This window comes from Acinetobacter sp. Tol 5 (genome assembly GCF_019702905.1).
GTDB classification, from domain to species: Bacteria; Pseudomonadota; Gammaproteobacteria; order Pseudomonadales; family Moraxellaceae; genus Acinetobacter; species Acinetobacter bereziniae.
Window position 1 is genome coordinate 111,633 of the sequence record NZ_AP024708.1, and the last position, 17,444, is coordinate 129,076.

A 17,444-nucleotide genomic window follows, 5' to 3' on the forward strand; every position below is an offset into this window, starting at 1 on the left:
TAAAAACTGTAGTGAGTAAATTATCTTACCTCTAATGTGGTCGCTGCTCATTATTATACAAACGTTATAACTACACTATTTCTCTAACCTATGTCAGGTTTTCAAATAAATAAGTATCGAGAACGCCCTTCCTGAATGAATCATTCAATAAAACATTTTTGTAGCTTCCTTGATTATATGTACGATTCTTATACTTTTATCTTTACACAACTCTAGCAATTTGGATGAGGTCAACTCAGGATTATTATCAACATGAGGTAGCTTTGGAAAAGTCACATTAATATCCAAGTAGTTCTAGTCATTAAGTAATACGTTCAACCAGCAAAAATGTGTCTACTTCGATATTAGGGGAAGGGGACAATCGCTGTCATAAAGCTTTTATATATAAGTATAGTTTTAATTATTGATTTGGAAATTAAAATCTCGGTATTGGTATACCGAGATTTATTCACTCAACAATACAAGAGGATTCTAATTATTTAGTGTGTCTTACAGAATTAATTTGTTGGACCTGTGATGCCTTATTGGGGCTAACAATTTTCATAGCGAAGTATGCAATAACAATAACAAAGATTGCAATTATGGACTGTAATAAGCTAAGTCGTGTAGCTGGATTGATCCCCATACTAACTAAAACAGCGATGATGCATAGAGTTACAAATAACGGTAACCAAGGATGCAACCACATCTTAAACGTTAAAGTTCCTTCCTGTATCCATTTTTTTCGTAATTTTAACTGTGATAAGCAAATCACTAAATATATAAATAGAAATAGAGCACCAGATGAATCAAGTAAAAACTGGAATGCAGTGTCTGGCCACAATGCCGCAATTACAACACATCCATATCCCACTAAAGTAGAGGTGAGGACCCCCAAAACTGGTACACCGCGCTTATTTTTTCTTGCTAACCAGCTTGGAGCTTCATTATTTGAACTTAACACATGTAATAAACGAGAAGCAGTGTATAAACCTGCGTTTAGCACAGATAAAACAGCAACTAGTATAACGATTGTCAATATTGTACCAGCACCAGGAATGCCGATTTTTTCAAGTGTAGCGACAAATGGGGATTTGCCAGGAATAATACTAGTCCAAGGTTGAGCAACAACAATGAATAGTGTAGATAACACAAAAAAGACTAAGATACGCGCCATCACAGTATTTACAGCACGACGTATATTTTTAGTGGGATTATCGGATTCTGCAGCAGCGATTGTAGCAACTTCTACCCCACTCATTGAGAATATTACTGAAACAACTCCAGAAAATAGTGCTAATGTGCCATGTGGCAAGAAACCGCCATGCTGAGTCAAATTAGAAAAAGAAGCTGTTGAATTTGGCCATACTTTAAATACATATGCACCGACTATAACTAAGAATACAATAATTGCTGCTACTTTAATTCCAGCAAACCAGTACTCTGCCTCACCAAATGAACTTACTGATAATAAGTTAAGAGAAGTCATAAGTATTAACAGCGCTAGCGAGATAATCCAAACTGGAATATGTGGCAACCATTGATTAATAATTTGTCCACCAACAACTGCTTCAAAGCCAACGACAACAACCCAGAAATACCAATAAAGCCATCCTGTTGAGAATCCTGCAAGATTACCAAAGGCTAATCGGGAAAAATCCACAAACGAGCCTTTGGAAGGGTGAGCTGCTGCCATTTCGCCAAGCATTCTCATAATCAGCCCAACCATTATTCCTGTGATAGCATAGCAGATGAAAGCTGCTGGACCTGCTGCAGCTATTACTGAACTAGAACCGACAAACAAGCCAGCCCCAATTACACCTCCAAGGGCTAGCATGCTAATGTGGCGTGTTTTAAGTACTGATTTTAACCGGGGATCATGTTCCGTATGAATAGGCATTTTTAGTTCCTCTATGATTATACTTTTAACTCCATGTATGCAAATAATAAGCATGGTAAGAAACCATTTCCTATATGAAAAAAAGATGAATTTGCCTGTGGCTTTCATATAAATGTATGAAGAGGGATTAAGTTTGGCATCATTCATTTTAAGTTAAGGGGTATAGTTGATTAATGGTGATTAAATTCACGTCCACAGAAAGATTTCTTTCTCGATATTAAGTCTTGTTCTGATGAGGAGCGCAAGGGTAGAATCTTTGACGACGATCAATGATGAACAATGACAGAAATATGAGTGTTAAAGAAGGTCCAACAGAAATATCACAGGACGACATTATTATTCTGGCTGAAACTTTTCGGCTTTTAGGTGATGCGTCACGTCTGAGAATTCTTATGTTCTGTATGCGTGGACCTAGCCCTGTAGGTGATATTTGTGAGGCACTGGACTTGTCTCAATCCTTAGTCAGCCACCATTTACGGTTATTGCGTTCAGCGCGCTTAGTTAAAAGTGAACGTCAGGCGAAGCAAGTCTTGTATGAAATTGCCGATACACATGTGAGCCATGTTTTGTCTGATATGGCAAAACATATTGCAGAAGAGCAGTGTGGTTAATTTCGGTATTCTAGTCTTTAGAAAATTATACCAATCAATATGATTCACTTAACATGAGTTCATCCTAATTTAAATGAAAAGGGCATTGCTTTTTTCATCAGTAAATTTTACCAGACATCGCTATTGCGGTTGGTGGCATGGTTGCCGCCGTCGGTTAAGTGCGATATGAGCAAAAACAAAGCACTGCTTTGTTTGCAGCGCAAGATCCCTGTCAAACAAAGGATTTTTGTTATCTTTTCATCTGTGAAAAGTAAAGCATCGCTTACGCAAATCGATTCAAACTTTAGAAGCATAGGGTGGTATTGCAAGCTTTATACCGTCAAATAATATGTATCATATTGATTTTATTTACCTAAAGTTTATATTTACTGTATGATTTTTGAATTGATTGACTATGTTATACTAGTTTTCTTGATTTGAATCTTTATTTTTATTCATATTTTTGAGTTGGATTTAAACACGAAGAATAAACAAAGACGCTTCAAAACATAGATCCTAAGTTTGAACGTTAACGCCACATGGTTAATATAACTCCCTTGTGGCGTTTTGTGGTTGATTGATGCAGAACTTAGTGACTATGCCCAGCATGAGGATCAATTTTGACAGGCTTTTCAAGGCTGCATGAGCTATCGCCTTGCCAATCAATGGCAACAGTGGGATGTTCAATATCAAATTTGGTTTTTAATTCATGTTCAATTTGTTCGGTGAGGGTCTTGATATCTACACCCGCTTTAGGTTGGACGTGTAATGTTGCCATTGCTCTTCCAGATGTGATCATCCACACATGAATATGGCTAATTTTCTGAATGCCTTGAACAGATTTTAATAAGTGCGTGGTGATATCTGTAGTATTGGCATTTGCAGGAGCACCTTCTAATAGGATATGAATGGTTTGTTTAAACAATGCCCATGCGCTACGTAATACCAGTAATGAGACAAGAACAGACAAAATAGGATCAATAGGGGTCCAACCTGTGTACCAGATCACAATCGCCGCGATAATTGCAGCAACAGAACCCAATAAATCACCCATCACATGGAGAATTGCACCCTTAACATTCACATGATCTGTGTCATTACGTGTCAGATACCATAATACAAAGATATTTACCAACATTCCGATAATAGCCACAATGAACATGGGTCCCGCAAGAACGGGTTGAGGTGATTGAAAGCGTACAACAGCTTCATAAACGATCCAACCCACAATCCCAAACAAAGTTAGAGAATTGATTAACCCTGCAATCACTTCGAATCGCATATAACCAAAAGTACGGGATTTATCTGCGGTGCGGCGACCAAAGCGAAAGGCTGCGTAAGCTAAGCCTAATGCAAGTGCATCTGTCATCATATGTCCTGCATCCGCAAGAAGTGCCAGTGAACCAGATATGATTCCTCCTGCAGCTTCGACGAGCATGAAACTAAAAATAATGAAAAATGAAATTAGAATTTTTTTTTCATTTCCACCATTCGCTTCAGGCGCATGGTCATGATCGCTATGGCTGTTATGGATATGATTGTGATTATGTCCCATAAGGACCTCTACATTATTAAATTGCTTACATATGAATATATGTTCATATGTTTATTTTGTCAAATATGTTTATGTTAACTGTTCTATTTTATTATTGATCAAAATATTTAAAGTCTGATGTACTTCTATCTATATAGTCTTTTATAAAAAAAACCACACATCCATGCCATTTTCATGCATGAATTGTGTGGATCTTTTACTATGGGTATATATTAGATTTTATCAATCAGATACATATACTCAATATCTAAAACATGAATTATTCAACAGTGACAGATTTAGCCAAATTACGCGGTTGGTCTACGTCAGTACCACGTAAAACAGCAACATGATAAGACAACAACTGTACTGGCACACTATAAACAATCGGCGCTAACCATCCGTTGACTGCAGGTACATTAACAACATGTTGGCGATCTTTATTGACGATTCCACTGTTCTCATCGGCAAACACAAATAATTCACCGCCACGCGCTTGAACTTCTTCCATGTTGGATTTGAGTTTATCCAACATATCATCATTCGGTGCAAGAATAACCACAGGCATATCATTGTCAACCAAAGCCAATGGACCATGTTTCAATTCGCCAGCAGCATAACCTTCAGCATGGATATATGAAATTTCTTTAAGCTTTAAAGCACCTTCCAAAGCGATCGGGAATTCTGTACCGCGACCCAAGAATAAACAGTGTTGTTTCTCTTTGAACAGGTCTGATAAACGTAAAATTTCTGCATCATTTTGTAAGGTATCAAGAATAACCTTTGGAATATGCCATAACGCAGAGGTAATTTGTTCAATAGATTCTGCACTGATGCTTTGTTTAACTTGACCCAGTTTTAGCGCTAACAACATCAAAGCTGCAAGCTGAGTGGTAAATGCTTTGGTTGAAGCAACACCAATTTCAGGACCAGCAAGGGTTAAAAGATGATGGTTGGTTTCACGAACCATTGACGATGTTGCAACGTTACAAATGGTCATGGTGCAAATATTTAAGCCTTTTGCCTGCGCGCGTTTTTGGGTGTCACGCAAGGCGGCTAAAGTATCCGCTGTTTCACCTGATTGTGAAATACAGATATACAGGGTGTTTGCTACAATCACTGGCGAGCGATAACGGAACTCGCTGGCAATTTCAACTTGGCATGGCAAATCGATCAGTTGTTCAAACCAATATTTTGCAATCATCCCCGCATGGTAGCTGGTTCCACAAGCAAGAATTTGAATTTGTTGGACATTTTTAAAATCAACTTCAGCATTTTGTAAAAAGTCTTCACGCAATGCATTGCCATTTAAGGCTTGAGAAATGGTTTGCTGAATTGCTTCAGGCTGCTCATAGATTTCTTTGAGCATATAATGTTTGTATTCACCTTTTGATGCATTGCTTACTGCGGCATCTAACTCCTTAACAGGACGCTTAACCAATTGATCTTTAACAAAAACCTCAATAGTTTCACGGGTTAAACGTGCAATATCACCTTCTTCAAGATAAATAAAACGATTGGTGACAGGTAAAAGCGCCAATTGATCAGAACTGATAAAGTTTTCGCCAATACCTACACCGATGACTAAAGGTGAACCTTCACGCACAGCGATCAATTCATCAGGAAAATCAGTATGTACGATACCCAATGCATAAGCACCTTTCAGTTGAGGAACAACCTCTTCAACTGCTTTCAGTAAACTTGGCGTTGATTTGAGTGCTTCAGAAATTAAATGTGCAACAACTTCAGTGTCTGTTTGTGAAGTGAATACATAACCAAGTGCTTCAAGATCATCTTTGAGTTCTTGGTAATTTTCAATAATACCATTATGTACAACAGCCACATGCCCAGAAATATGTGGATGGGCATTATTTTCAGTAGGTTTACCGTGAGTTGCCCAACGCGTGTGCGCAATACCCAGGGAACCTAAAATATTTGATTCAGAAATTGCCCCTTCTAAATTGGCAACTTTACCAACACGACGTTCACGCAAGATTTGACCTTGGTCAACAAGGGCAACACCAGCAGAGTCATAACCACGATATTCAAGGCGCTTTAGACCTTCAATTAAAATATTTGTAATGCTTCGTTCAGCAACGCCACCAACAATACCACACATATTAATATCCTCTTATTTCTTGACCTTTTGGGGACGTTGATAATTTTCTTTAGAAATTTGTTTTGCACGTTCAAATGCAAGACTGTTGTCAGCGACGTCATGGGTAATCACAGAACCAGCACCTGTGGTTGCGCCATGACCAATCTTGATTGGGGCAACCAGAGAATTATTGGTGCCGATAAAGGCATTATCACCAATGATTGTTTTGTGCTTATTGGCACCATCATAGTTACAGGTGATGGTACCTGCACCAATATTGGAGCCTGCACCAATTTCGGCATCACCTAAATAGGTAAAATGATTTGCTTTTGAGCCTAGACCAACTGTGGAGTTTTTAACTTCTACAAAGTTTCCAATATGCACTTCGTCTGCGAGTTGAGCGCCTGGACGAAGGCGTGCAAATGGACCAATCAATACATTCGAACCCACCACAGCATCTTCAAATACGCTATACGCTTGAACTTTAGTGCCTGCAGAGATTTGAGTATTTTTAATCACACAGCCTGCACCGATTTCAACACCATCACCAAAGCTACAATTGCCCTCGATAATCACATTGATATCGATACGAACATCATTACCTACACTGAGTTGACCACGTAAGTCAAAACGTGATGGATCGATTAAATGCACACCTTGTTGCATCAATTGTTTGGCTTGATGATTTTGGAATTCTCTTTCTAAAGCTGCAAGTTGGATACGATCATTAACGCCTTCAACTTCAAATGCCAATTCAGGTTGAATTGAGGCAATTTCCATTCCGTCAGTCAATGCCATTGCAACGATGTCAGTCAGGTAGTATTCACCTTGCGCATTGTCATTACTGAGTTGAGGTAACCATTCATGCAGTTTGGCATTGCTGACACAGTAAATACCTGTGTTAATTTCTTTAATCTGGCGTTGTTCTTCAGAAGCGTCTTTATGTTCAACGATTGCTTGAATTTTTCCATCTTTACGAACAATACGTCCATAACCGGTTGAATCTTCAAGCGTCAATGTAACTAAGCCAATACCTGTTGTCGTGGACACATCGATTAAACGTTGCAAGGTAATGTGTTGCACACAAGGTACATCACCAGAAAGGATTAACGAAATTCCATCTTTAGGTAAAACAGGTAAGGTCACTTTAACGGCATGCCCTGTACCCAATTGCTCAGTTTGTTCTACCCATTCAACGTTTTCTTGTGCAAATGCCTGTTGAACCAGATCACCGCCATGCCCAAAAATGGTAATAATATTTTTTGCTTGTAATTGTTTTGCTGTTTCAATTACATGACCGAGTAATGGACGTCCTGCTAAAGGTTGAAGTACCTTCGGTAAACTTGAGCGCATACGCGTTCCTTTACCCGCCGCAAGAATGATCACAGTTGTAGACATATCACACCTAACAGATCTGGCTTAAGCCATTTTAAAATATAAATAAATCATGATACATATTGCTGCCCAGACCCCTGCAATAATGTCGTCGAACATGATGCCAAAACCGCCATCGACTTTTTCATCAATAATGCGAATTGGCCAAGGTTTCCAAACATCAAATAAGCGGAACAATGCAAATCCAACCACCACCCATATCCAATTCATTTGTCCAATATAGATCAAGGGAAGAAATGTAATAGATTGCCCTGCAAACTCATCCCAAACGATTCGACCATCATCATGCACATGAATAATGTCTGCTGTTTTTCCACAAATCCAGATGCCGACCAAAGACATAATGATGATTGCCAATATGGCGCCATAAAAGCCAATTGCAAGCCAAATGGGGATAAACAATAGGGCAAAAGCAGAGCCAAAAGTGCCTGGTGCTTTGGGTGCTAAACCAGAACCAAAGCCTACACCACAGAACACAATAAAGCGTTCTGCCCATGTCATATTTTTAAAGACAATCGGAGGTTTATGCAAAGTGTTGGTACCCTTGAAGTTGCAATGAATGGTCTGAGCCATCTTTCTCAAATGCAATGCCACATTGTTGTGTAACTTTTCCAATAATTGTAGTGCTTACATTGGGTTGTAATTGCAAAAGTTTATCATAATTTTGCATACTTATTGTAAAGCATAATTCATAGTCATCTCCGCCAGCCAAAGCATATTTCCATTGCTGATTTTCACTTAAATCCCTTAAAGCAGGATTAATCGGGAGTTGATTTAAATTAATTTTAGCACCGACCTTAGAAGCGTCCAAGATGTGCCCAAGGTCTTGAGCTAAGCCATCTGAAACATCAATCATGCTTGACGCTAAACCTTTGAGCATTGCGCCAAGTTCACAACGAGGCGTTGGGTAGTCTAGACGTTGTTGAAGGGGATGCCCTAAATGTTGTAGTGCAAATGCGGCATCACCTATAGAACCACTGACCACAATCAGATCATTCACTTGTGCTTGCGCACGCGTCACAGCTTGACCAGTTTCAATCCAGCCAAGTGCGGTTACGGTGATGGTCAACTGAGGGCTTTGTGTGGTGTCACCACCAATTAAACGTACCCCAAATTGATCACAACAATCATATAAGCCCTGACTAAAATCTTTTAGCCAGTCATGATCGATTTGGGCTAAGCTCAATGCCAGAAGAATGCTATGCGGTTTTGCACCCATGGCAGCAATGTCTGAAAGATTGACAGCGACAGATTTCCAACCAATGGCATGGGCAGAAGTATCTAAGGGGAAATGCCGTCCTGCGACAAGTGTATCTGTGCAAATCACCAGTTGGTGATTTAAAGGCGGGGTGAGCAGGGCTGAGTCATCTCCAACACCTAAATCAACATCAGACTGTTGCTGACGATTGAAATAGCGTTCAATAATTGAAAACTCAGCCATGTAAAAACAACTTATTTCGCTTGTTGTTTTTCTGCTTCACGCAGGCTTGTTGCTAAACGGTCTAATACACCATTGATGTATTTGTGACTGTCCGCACCACCAAAGTGTTTTGCCAATTCAATGGCTTCATCCAGTACCACGCGATATGGAATTTCAAGATGATCTTTGAGTTCATATGCGCCTAAACGCAATGTAGCAAGTTCTACACCGTCTAATGCATCAATCTCACGATCAAGTACTGGAATGAGTAAAGCATCCAATGCTTCATGGTTTGCGATCACAGTAGTGAGCAACTCATGATAATAGCTCAGATCCACTTTATGCATAGCATTTTCAGCACGTGTACGTGCTTCGATTTCATGCACTGGGTTGTGGCTCATTTGCCATTCATAAATCCCTTGTACAGCAAAGCGACGTGCTTTACGTTTCGCTGCATAAGTAGCTTGGAGTGTTTGCGACATGCTTTAAATTGCCTTTAACAGGTTAACCATTTCAATTGCAGTAAGGGCAGCTTCACCACCTTTATTACCTGCTTTTGTACCAGAGCGTTCAATCGCCTGTTCAATACTATCCGTAGTCAATACACCATTAATTACAGGTAAACCAGTATCTAAACCAACTACACCTAAACCTTTGGCACATTCACCTGCAACGAAGTCGAAATGTGGTGTACTTCCACGAATCACTGCGCCAAGTGCGATCACGGCATCAAACTTACCTGAAGCTGCAAGTTTTTTAGCGACAACAGGAAGTTCCCATGCGCCAGGTGCATGAACGACAGTGATATTATCGTCGCTTACACCATGACGATGCAATGTATCAATTGCACCTTCTAATAAATGTTCAACAACAAAGCTGTTAAAACGACCAACTAAAATCGCGTAACGGTCTTCGCTCGCGAGATGTAATAAACCTTCAATTCGGCGAATCGCCATAGCAACCTCGATAATTTTACAGATAAGTTATTTTACAGATTTCTTTGATCAAATGCTTTCTTTCATGGAATCACCCAAATCAAAGAGGTCAATTGAAACAATTATGAATCAATCTCTTGTTCAGCGGTAATATACTCAACCACTTCCAGATTAAATCCTGATAATGCATTGAAACGGAGTGGCGAGCTTAGCAACTTCATTTTTTCTACGCCTAAATCACGTAAAATCTGAGCACCTACACCAATCGTTTGATATTGCTGAGAAAGTGCGGCATTTGATTTGGTCGGCTTTGGTTTGCCCAATGCTTCTAACGCTGGACCTAAATCAGATAAATGACGTTGCCCGATCCAGACCAATACACCACGATCACTATGGGCAATCGTTTTCAGTGCTTTATCTAGATTCCACGCAGGCTCACCATCTTTTTTATTCAGTTTAAGTAAGTCGCGAGCAGGATTGAAACCGTGTACACGTACAGTGGTTACACCTTGTTTAGGTTCACCTTTCACCAAAGCCAAATGAATATCTGGGTTACCGATTTCACGGTAACGGTAAAGATCAAATGTTCCATATTCAGTATCAATGTTTTGCTGATCCAAACGTTCTACCGTTTGTTCATTGGTCATCCGATAATGGATGAGGTCTGCAATCGTGCCAATTTTCAAACCATGTTTTTCTGCAAACACTTCGAGATCTGGACGACGTGCCATTGTACCGTCTTCATTGATGATTTCGCAGATCACTGAAGCTGGTTCTAAGCCTGCCAAACGAGATAGGTCACAACCTGCTTCGGTATGCCCAGCACGGTGAAGTACACCACCTGGTTGAGCCATCAATGGGAAAATATGACCTGGTTGTACAATATCAGAAGGTTTGGCATGTGCAGCAACCGCAGTCTGAATGGTATGTGCACGTTCTGCCGCGGAAATGCCTGTTGTAATACCGTTTGCCGCTTCAATTGAAAGCGTGAAGTTTGTGCTGTGTTGAGCACCGTTGTGATCGACCATCAACGGTAAATCCAATTGCTTACAGCGATCACGACTCAAGGTCAAGCACACTAGACCACGTGCATGTGTAATCATAAAGTTGATGTCTTCAGGACGTACATGTGTTGCAGCAATCACCAAATCGCCTTCATTTTCACGATCTTCGTCATCCATCAGGATAACCATTTTCCCTGCACGGATATCTGCTACAAGCTCTTCAACGGTATTGAGCGGCATCAACCTTCACCTTTTTGTTCTGTCGTGTGACATTTTCATTGGATTCATTCGGCACATAGTCTAACGCGTTTTTACGTATTTTGCCTATGCTTATCATCTTCCTTTACCGCTCATAGTTATACACAAGCTTATAGGGGTATGAAAAGAGAAGGAAAATTGATTTATGCAGATTTTGAACAAACATTAAACGCTTATTTCGAAAAAAATAAGATGAGCTTATGAGTATTAAAGCAAGTAAAAATAAAAAAGCGCTCTACCTTTATGGGTAGAACGCTTTTATGCTGATTTGAATCATAGGTCTGAAACAGGTTCAGAACTGACGTTTTGTTTTTTTCCTTTTAAAATTTCTGTACGAATATTTTGTGCAAGCTCAGCACACTCATTATTCATTCCATTAATCATAAAGGCGTGGCGTGTCAGTACATTGGTAGGATTTGGCAAAGCGACCAATTGATAGCAATCACCAATATGTTTGAGTTGATCATTGCTTAAGTATAGTGCCATTTCTTTAGCGATTAAATGATTCACCAAACGTTCTGCTGCATGTTTAGCATCCAACTGCATTGCTTCTACAGAAGTGGTCACGGCACAGCGTGTTTGTAAAACGAAGCGTTTGTCTTCGCGATAACGTTTGTACAGAACCTCAGACAGCAATTGGAACACTGAACCAATCATCAGTATGGATTGTGCAGCATCGGGCTTTTCAGCATCAATACTCAAGATCGCCCCGTGTTGATTAAACGCTTGATGAATGACGAAATCTTTAGAATTGAGTTTGAAATGTTGTGCACAAAGTTCAATGCTTTTATTCAGGAAAATCTGACATAAGTTAAAATAAGGTACAGATACAGATTGATTGACGGTATTCATCAATTGTTTTGGATCATAATACTGAATATTCAATGCAAGAATTTCTTGATCATCATCGACAGCAGAAGTGACCGCAACTTTAGGTTCAGGTTTAACTTTGTTTTGAGCCTGTTGCTGTGCCTGAGCAATTGCTAAGGTGCGATTGGCTTTTTCAGCCTCCAAAGCTTCTGTTAATTGTTGAATTTCGTGTTTTAAGCGCGCCTCATTATTGATACGTGCCAAATATTCACTACGCGTTGGGCGTGCAATTGCGCGATAAGCCAACCAAAGAAAAGCGTGGATCAAAAGTGAAACTAAAATCGCAAGCCATTGGGTCCGTAAAATTTCACCAATACTCGGTTTGATTAACGTAATTTCAATCGTTCCGACTTTTTTCTCGTTCTGCAATGCATCACGAACAAACACTTCACCTTGGCGAGTTTTTGCCATGCCACTGGTTGCAAGCACTTGTTTTTTAGCATCAAGTATTCGAATTGAAGCAACGCTTGGATTGGTCGCATAACGATTTGCCAACAGTGCCAATGAAACTGTATTTGCAGGTTCAAGCTCAGACAGACTGTCTGTGACCAGTTGACTGGTCATCAGTTGCCCTTGACTGGCACGGTTTTCATTTAACTGATGTGTTGTTGCAACTACCAATAAAAAGGTATGAAATGCAAAACTTACAATAAGTAGGCTAGCAAATAGCCCTTGTCTTGGCGCATTCAACGTAAACTTCCAAAGCAAAAAATTTCGATTTCGATTATGATTCTTCCAATTGTTGTAGCTCAGACCCGAGTCAATTCATGCGAGAAATCATTCTTATTTCATTTTTAGGACCTGACCAACCCAATCAGTTTACTCGATTAATGCAAGTGTTGTCCGTACATTCTTTGCAAATATTAGATGTAGGGCAGGCGGTCATTCACAATCAATTGACATTAGGTATTGTAGTGTCGTCAAACGACCAGACTGCAACAGCTTTAGCAATGAAAGACATCCTTATTTTAGCACATGATATTGGTCTTACCGTTCGTTTTAAACCAATTTCAGGTACAGAATATGACCAATGGGTAAGCGAAGGTGGGCGTACCCGCTATATCGTGACGGCATTGGCACCTGAATTAACTGCTGCACACTTACAAGCTGTAACAAATATTGTTTCAAGTCAGGGATTTAATATTGAAACAGTGACTCGTTTGTCTGGTCGTCCTGAGCGTGGTGGGCATCAAGATATACTCAAACGTTCATGTGTCCAATTTGGTTTAAGTGGACAGATGCTAGATGCACAAGCGATGCGTGCAGCATGTTTACGTCTTTCGGCTGAATTAAACATTGATGTCGCTGTGCAGGAAGACAATGCTTACCGACGTAATCGCCGTTTAGTTTGCTTTGATATGGACTCAACTTTAATCGAACAAGAAGTCATTGATGAGTTGGCGAAAGAAGCAGGTGTGGGAGACAAGGTTGCTGAAATCACCGAACTTGCCATGCAAGGTGAATTGGATTTTCAGCAAAGCTTCCGTGCACGTGTAGCCTTGTTGAAAGGCTTAGATGCTGAGGTTTTACCAAAAATTGCCGCACGTTTAACCATTACTGAAGGGGCGGAGCGTTTAATTTCTACCCTGAAGTCTTTGGGCTATAAAACTGCAATTTTATCGGGTGGTTTTCAATATTTTGCAGAATATCTACAAGAGAAATTAGGTATTGATGAAGTTCATGCCAATATCCTTGATGTTGAAAATGGTCAAGTCACAGGTGAAGTGAAAGGACATATCGTAGATGGTGCACGCAAAGCGTATTTATTGACTGAATTGGCTGAAAAAATGGGAATTTCACCAGAGCAGGCGATCGCTGTGGGTGATGGTGCAAATGACTTGCCGATGCTGTCTATCGCTGGTTTAGGCGTGGCATTCCGTGCTAAACCTTTGGTTCGTCAAAATGCCAATCAAGCCATTTCAAGTGTTGGTTTAGATGGTGTACTTTACCTCTTGGGTGTTCATGATAAAGACCTCACTCGTGCTTAAATGCTTTTAATAAGATTGCCGGAACATGAAAAATAGCGACATAATGTCGCTATTTTTGTTTGAAAATGAACCACTTTGCTGTCATCAAATCTAAATAATACTTTTTGAAAAAGAGATTCGTTTTAAAACTTAAATTTTTTTATTTCTATAGAAAAACAACATGTATTTTTTTGTAATGACACTGCATGATTGATGGCAATTAGATTTTGAGAAAAACAGGATTCTTAAAAAATGTAATGACAAATGCATGTTGCGACAAAGTGTGTCGTTTACCCGAAAAACAGCACTTTCCTTCTCATAAAAACCATACATAATGCAATGCATAAGCTTCTATAAGATGGTTAAAGAAAAATTATAAAGCTTGAACTTGTTGTGAAACACCACTTAGACGGTTTATGAGAGACATCATTTTGACGGAGGTTGTTATGGTATCAGCGACATTTGCAACATTGATTGGATTCGCTCTAATTGCTGCAGCGTTGGCTACTGTTTTCTTTTCCCCTTATCGTCATTGGTTAGGGTTTATGTTTGCGGGTATGATCTTCTGGGGCACTCTAGAAGCAATGCGTTACAGCGTACAGAATATTTTCGATCTTTCGGTAGCATATAGTTATTTAACAGCAATCATGCTTGCAATGTCTGCATTGATTGCGTTGTTATTACGTGAAGACAGCCGTGCCCAAAAAGCACTGGCAAATCGTCAATATATTGAACATACCCCAGTCTATGAAGATGAATAAGTATTGAGTGAACAGAATGACAACATGCAAACCAAGATAACAATAGTGACTTTAATTACACGAAAAAAATCAATTTAGACATTTTAAGGTATATCAAAATGGTATACCTTTTTTCAGTTTATACTTTGTTCTCAAAGCCATGTCTAAGAATTGACAAGTTATGCTAGGATGAGCAAATTCGGATCTAATTTAAAAAACAACAGGCTTAAATGTCATGAAACTTTCTGCAATTCCAGTTGTGAAGTTACCAATCGTTGATGCAAGTACAGATCCATTGGATTTACTTGTATTGGGTTTAGCGCTTCGTATGAAACAATTGGCGCGTACCAGCCCAAAATTTATTGAATTGACCCATGATCGTCAGTTCCGTATCCAGATTGGTACAGACTTAGGCGTGGCTCGCCAAATTATTGTCAATAACGGTCAAATTGATACAGTTTCAGGTGCTGAACAAAAAGCGGATTTCGTTTTACAGTTTGCTGACAGTGATCAAGGTGTGAAAACTTTGGTCAAAGGTGATCCAACTGCATTTATGACGGGTATGCAAAACGGCACGATTAAAATGGAAGGTGATTTTAGTTTGCTGGTGTGGTTTAACCAAGTTGCTAAGTTAATCCCACCGAAAGTACCAAAACCTGTCAAAGAAAAAATCAAATTGGCACGTCAGTTCTTAAAGGAAAAGACAGGTCGATAATTGTTTTTAAAACATTAAAAAAGCCCATTCGGGCTTTTTTAATGTTTTAAACAGTGATTTTGTGTTGTGTATGTGAGCTTATTCGACCTCTAGGTTGAAGGTCACAGGTCCGTCATTGACCAAATGCACTTTCATATCTGCGGCAAAGATTCCTGTTTGTACATTTTCAAATTGTGATTGCGCATATGTAACCAATTGTTCATACAGTGCTTTGGCTTCAGTGGGTGGCATTGCTGGTCCAAAGTCGGGACGCAAGCCTTTTTGCGTTTGCGCCATCAAGGTAAATTGCGAAACCAGCAAAAGTCCACCATTGGCTTGGCTGACGTTCCAACCCATTTTTCCTTGTTCATCATCAAAAAATCGATATTTTAAAATCTTATCAATCAGTTTTTGACCCTTTTCAAAGTTATCCTCTTTACCTAAACCTAAAAAAACCAAAATTCCTGTTTGGATCTCTCCTGTGACTTGACCATCAACCACGACTTTGGCTTCTAACACTCGTTGTAATAATGCACGCATAAGAACAATAAGACTAAAATATGATAAGACCATTCTAACAGTTATAGAACAGCAAGATTGTCTAAAACAGCCCAATTTTAAAACATTATAAATATTTGAATAAGCATGGCTTTTGTTTGATTATTCAGCATTTTTCGATATGAAAAAGACCTTGTTGTTCGATTTTTAAGCACTGTTAAATTGCAAATATAGCCATTCACAGCGAAATGATTACGTTATGCACTTCAAAAATATGCTTTAATAAAAAAAGCATAGCGAAATTACAAACAGATATGGCGCCAATCATTCAATCTTTGCTGGATACCGATTTATATAAATTTACCATGTTGCAAGTGGTACTGCATAAATTTCCCCAAACTCACAGTGTCTACCATTTCCGTTGCCGTAATCTGGATGATACCGTTTATCCATTAACGGATATTTTGGAGGATTTGAATGAACAATTGGATCATCTTTGCTTACTAAAATTTAAAGAAGACGAATTACAATATTTACGCAGCATGCGTTTTATCAAAAGTGATTTTGTTGATTATTTAGAATTATTCCAACTGAAACGCCGTTTTATTAAAGCGGGTATAGATGAAGAAGGTCGTTTGGATATTTGGGTAGAAGGTCCAATGGTTCAAGCGATGATGTTTGAAATTTTTGTTCTTGCGATCGTCAATGAGCTTTATTTTAGCCGTATTCGCAATGATGAGGTGTATGCTGAAGGCGAACGACGTTTACAAGCCAAAGTTGAGTTATTAAAGAAACTTGAACAGCAGCAACAGACGGATAAGCCCCCATTCTTGGTATCTGACTTTGGTACGCGTCGTCGTTATAGCTTGGACTGGCAGCGACATGTCATTCAAACGTTCCATGCAGCGGTACCCAATGTTTTCAGAGGAACCAGTAATGTTCTCTTGGCAAAAGAATTAAATATTTATCCAATTGGAACAATGGCACATGAGTTTTTGCAAGCTTTCCAAGCTTTGGATGTGCGTCTAAGAGATTTTCAAAAAGCCGCTTTGGAAACTTGGGTACAAGAGTATCGTGGAGATTTAGGTATCGCCTTGACCGATGTTGTTGGTATGGACGCATTCCTGCGAGATTTCGATCTGTATTTTGCCAAACTATTTGATGGTTTGCGCCATGACAGTGGTGATCCTTTTGAGTGGGGTGATAAGGCGTATCATCATTATCGTAAATTAAAAATTGATACCAAAGCGAAGATGTTAACCTTTAGTGATGGTTTAGATATCGAAAGAGCTTGGGCATTGTACCAATATTTCAAAGACCGTTTCCAAGTCAGTTTTGGTATCGGCACCAATTTGACCAATGATATGGGACAAACTCCATTGAACATTGTTTTAAAATTGGTGGAGTGCAATGGTCAGTCTGTCGCGAAAATTTCTGATAGTCCAGGAAAAACCATGACAGATAATGATACATTTTTGGCTTATCTGCGACAGGTCTTTGAAATACCAGAAGTTGTCGAAGCATAGAAAATTCTTATCTGATTTTTTGCTAAAAGAATGTGA

The 17,444-nt window shown here is 39.3% G+C and carries 16 protein-coding genes; 5 read left to right on the forward strand and 11 right to left on the reverse strand.

The window, feature by feature from the left end; translation table 11 throughout:
• Positions 1-475: 475 nt before the first annotated feature.
• Positions 476-1,879 carry an amino acid permease gene (locus TOL5_RS00485; RefSeq protein ID WP_058967416.1) on the reverse strand — a complete coding sequence of 468 codons (1,404 nt, stop codon included), beginning with the start codon at positions 1,877-1,879 and terminating at the stop codon, positions 476-478.
• Between the two features lie 290 nt (positions 1,880-2,169).
• Here TOL5_RS00485 and TOL5_RS00490 point away from each other — a divergent pair, with 290 nt between their 5' ends.
• Positions 2,170-2,490: an ArsR/SmtB family transcription factor gene (locus tag TOL5_RS00490; protein WP_004825867.1), complete on the forward strand. Its 321-nt coding sequence runs from the start codon at positions 2,170-2,172 to the stop codon at positions 2,488-2,490.
• Positions 2,491-3,058: 568 nt separating this feature from the next.
• On the opposite strand, the gene TOL5_RS00495 is transcribed toward TOL5_RS00490, so the two are convergent.
• From TOL5_RS00495 to TOL5_RS00535, 9 genes are all read right to left on the reverse strand, one after another.
• Positions 3,059-4,024 carry a cation diffusion facilitator family transporter gene (locus TOL5_RS00495; RefSeq protein WP_121774016.1) on the reverse strand — a complete coding sequence of 322 codons (966 nt, stop codon included), beginning with the start codon at positions 4,022-4,024 and terminating at the stop codon, positions 3,059-3,061.
• A 259-nt stretch (positions 4,025-4,283) separates the two neighbouring features.
• A complete protein-coding gene (glmS, locus tag TOL5_RS00500; RefSeq protein ID WP_009585381.1) occupies positions 4,284-6,122 on the reverse strand; it encodes a glutamine--fructose-6-phosphate transaminase (isomerizing) in 1,839 nt (612 codons plus the stop codon).
• 12 nt (positions 6,123-6,134) lie between these two features.
• The gene (gene glmU, locus TOL5_RS00505) at positions 6,135-7,499 is read right to left on the reverse strand and encodes a bifunctional UDP-N-acetylglucosamine diphosphorylase/glucosamine-1-phosphate N-acetyltransferase GlmU (RefSeq protein ID WP_121774015.1); all 1,365 of its coding nucleotides are present in this window, start codon (positions 7,497-7,499) and stop codon (positions 6,135-6,137) included.
• Positions 7,500-7,520: 21 nt separating this feature from the next.
• On the reverse strand, positions 7,521-8,069 hold the full coding sequence (locus tag TOL5_RS00510) for a phosphatidylglycerophosphatase A (RefSeq protein WP_162987661.1): 549 nt from the start codon (positions 8,067-8,069) through the stop codon (positions 7,521-7,523).
• Positions 8,020-8,937: a thiamine-phosphate kinase gene (gene thiL / locus TOL5_RS00515; RefSeq protein WP_121774013.1), complete on the reverse strand. Its 918-nt coding sequence runs from the start codon at positions 8,935-8,937 to the stop codon at positions 8,020-8,022. Before thiL ends, TOL5_RS00510 begins: the two co-directional genes overlap by 50 nt.
• 11 nt (positions 8,938-8,948) lie before the next feature.
• On the reverse strand, positions 8,949-9,398 hold the full coding sequence (nusB, locus tag TOL5_RS00520; protein WP_004825937.1) for a transcription antitermination factor NusB: 450 nt from the start codon (positions 9,396-9,398) through the stop codon (positions 8,949-8,951).
• Between the two features lie 3 nt (positions 9,399-9,401).
• Complete coding sequence (gene ribE, locus TOL5_RS00525) at positions 9,402-9,872, reverse strand: 6,7-dimethyl-8-ribityllumazine synthase (protein ID WP_004718750.1); 471 nt, start codon at positions 9,870-9,872, stop codon at positions 9,402-9,404.
• Positions 9,873-9,973: 101 nt separating this feature from the next.
• Positions 9,974-11,095 carry a bifunctional 3,4-dihydroxy-2-butanone-4-phosphate synthase/GTP cyclohydrolase II gene (gene ribBA, locus TOL5_RS00530; protein WP_121774012.1) on the reverse strand — a complete coding sequence of 374 codons (1,122 nt, stop codon included), beginning with the start codon at positions 11,093-11,095 and terminating at the stop codon, positions 9,974-9,976.
• A gap of 291 nt (positions 11,096-11,386) precedes the next feature.
• Entirely contained in the window at positions 11,387-12,691 is a 1,305-nt protein-coding gene (locus TOL5_RS00535) for a hypothetical protein (RefSeq protein WP_100886185.1), read from the reverse strand.
• Between the two features lie 59 nt (positions 12,692-12,750).
• Here TOL5_RS00535 and serB point away from each other — a divergent pair, with 59 nt between their 5' ends.
• The 3 genes from serB to TOL5_RS00550 all read left to right on the forward strand — a co-directional run bounded on the left by serB (position 12,751) and on the right by TOL5_RS00550 (position 15,405).
• Positions 12,751-13,971, forward strand: a complete 1,221-nt coding sequence (gene serB, locus TOL5_RS00540; protein ID WP_009585400.1) for a phosphoserine phosphatase SerB — start codon at positions 12,751-12,753, stop codon at positions 13,969-13,971.
• Positions 13,972-14,396: 425 nt separating this feature from the next.
• Positions 14,397-14,711: a ciprofloxacin tolerance protein AciT gene (aciT, locus tag TOL5_RS00545; protein ID WP_004825944.1), complete on the forward strand. Its 315-nt coding sequence runs from the start codon at positions 14,397-14,399 to the stop codon at positions 14,709-14,711.
• Between the two features lie 214 nt (positions 14,712-14,925).
• The gene (locus tag TOL5_RS00550; RefSeq protein ID WP_004825947.1) at positions 14,926-15,405 is read left to right on the forward strand and encodes an SCP2 sterol-binding domain-containing protein; all 480 of its coding nucleotides are present in this window, start codon (positions 14,926-14,928) and stop codon (positions 15,403-15,405) included.
• 78 nt (positions 15,406-15,483) lie between these two features.
• Here TOL5_RS00550 and dtd read toward each other — a convergent pair whose 3' ends face one another.
• A complete protein-coding gene (gene dtd / locus TOL5_RS00555; protein WP_121774011.1) occupies positions 15,484-15,924 on the reverse strand; it encodes a D-aminoacyl-tRNA deacylase in 441 nt (146 codons plus the stop codon).
• Between the two features lie 272 nt (positions 15,925-16,196).
• On the opposite strand from dtd, the gene pncB reads away from it, so the two are divergent.
• A complete protein-coding gene (gene pncB, locus TOL5_RS00560) occupies positions 16,197-17,408 on the forward strand; it encodes a nicotinate phosphoribosyltransferase (protein WP_004825951.1) in 1,212 nt (403 codons plus the stop codon).
• The last annotated feature ends 36 nt before the right edge of the window (positions 17,409-17,444 follow it).

What these genes read in the sequence shown, in the direction of transcription:
- TOL5_RS00485 (WP_058967416.1), bottom strand. Translation starts at nt 1,879, where the DNA reads ATGCCTATTCATACGGAACATGATCCCCGGTTAAAATCAGTACTTAAA.
- TOL5_RS00490 (WP_004825867.1), top strand. Translation starts at nt 2,170, where the DNA reads ATGAGTGTTAAAGAAGGTCCAACAGAAATATCACAGGACGACATTATT.
- TOL5_RS00495 (WP_121774016.1), bottom strand. Translation starts at nt 4,024, where the DNA reads ATGGGACATAATCACAATCATATCCATAACAGCCATAGCGATCATGAC.
- glmS (WP_009585381.1), bottom strand. Translation starts at nt 6,122, where the DNA reads ATGTGTGGTATTGTTGGTGGCGTTGCTGAACGAAGCATTACAAATATT.
- glmU (WP_121774015.1), bottom strand. Translation starts at nt 7,499, where the DNA reads ATGTCTACAACTGTGATCATTCTTGCGGCGGGTAAAGGAACGCGTATG.
- TOL5_RS00510 (WP_162987661.1), bottom strand. Translation starts at nt 8,069, where the DNA reads ATGGCTCAGACCATTCATTGCAACTTCAAGGGTACCAACACTTTGCAT.
- thiL (WP_121774013.1), bottom strand. Translation starts at nt 8,937, where the DNA reads ATGGCTGAGTTTTCAATTATTGAACGCTATTTCAATCGTCAGCAACAG.
- nusB (WP_004825937.1), bottom strand. Translation starts at nt 9,398, where the DNA reads ATGTCGCAAACACTCCAAGCTACTTATGCAGCGAAACGTAAAGCACGT.
- ribE (WP_004718750.1), bottom strand. Translation starts at nt 9,872, where the DNA reads ATGGCGATTCGCCGAATTGAAGGTTTATTACATCTCGCGAGCGAAGAC.
- ribBA (WP_121774012.1), bottom strand. Translation starts at nt 11,095, where the DNA reads ATGCCGCTCAATACCGTTGAAGAGCTTGTAGCAGATATCCGTGCAGGG.
- serB (WP_009585400.1), top strand. Translation starts at nt 12,751, where the DNA reads ATGCGAGAAATCATTCTTATTTCATTTTTAGGACCTGACCAACCCAAT.
- aciT (WP_004825944.1), top strand. Translation starts at nt 14,397, where the DNA reads ATGGTATCAGCGACATTTGCAACATTGATTGGATTCGCTCTAATTGCT.
- TOL5_RS00550 (WP_004825947.1), top strand. Translation starts at nt 14,926, where the DNA reads ATGAAACTTTCTGCAATTCCAGTTGTGAAGTTACCAATCGTTGATGCA.
- dtd (WP_121774011.1), bottom strand. Translation starts at nt 15,924, where the DNA reads ATGCGTGCATTATTACAACGAGTGTTAGAAGCCAAAGTCGTGGTTGAT.
- pncB (WP_004825951.1), top strand. Translation starts at nt 16,197, where the DNA reads ATGGCGCCAATCATTCAATCTTTGCTGGATACCGATTTATATAAATTT.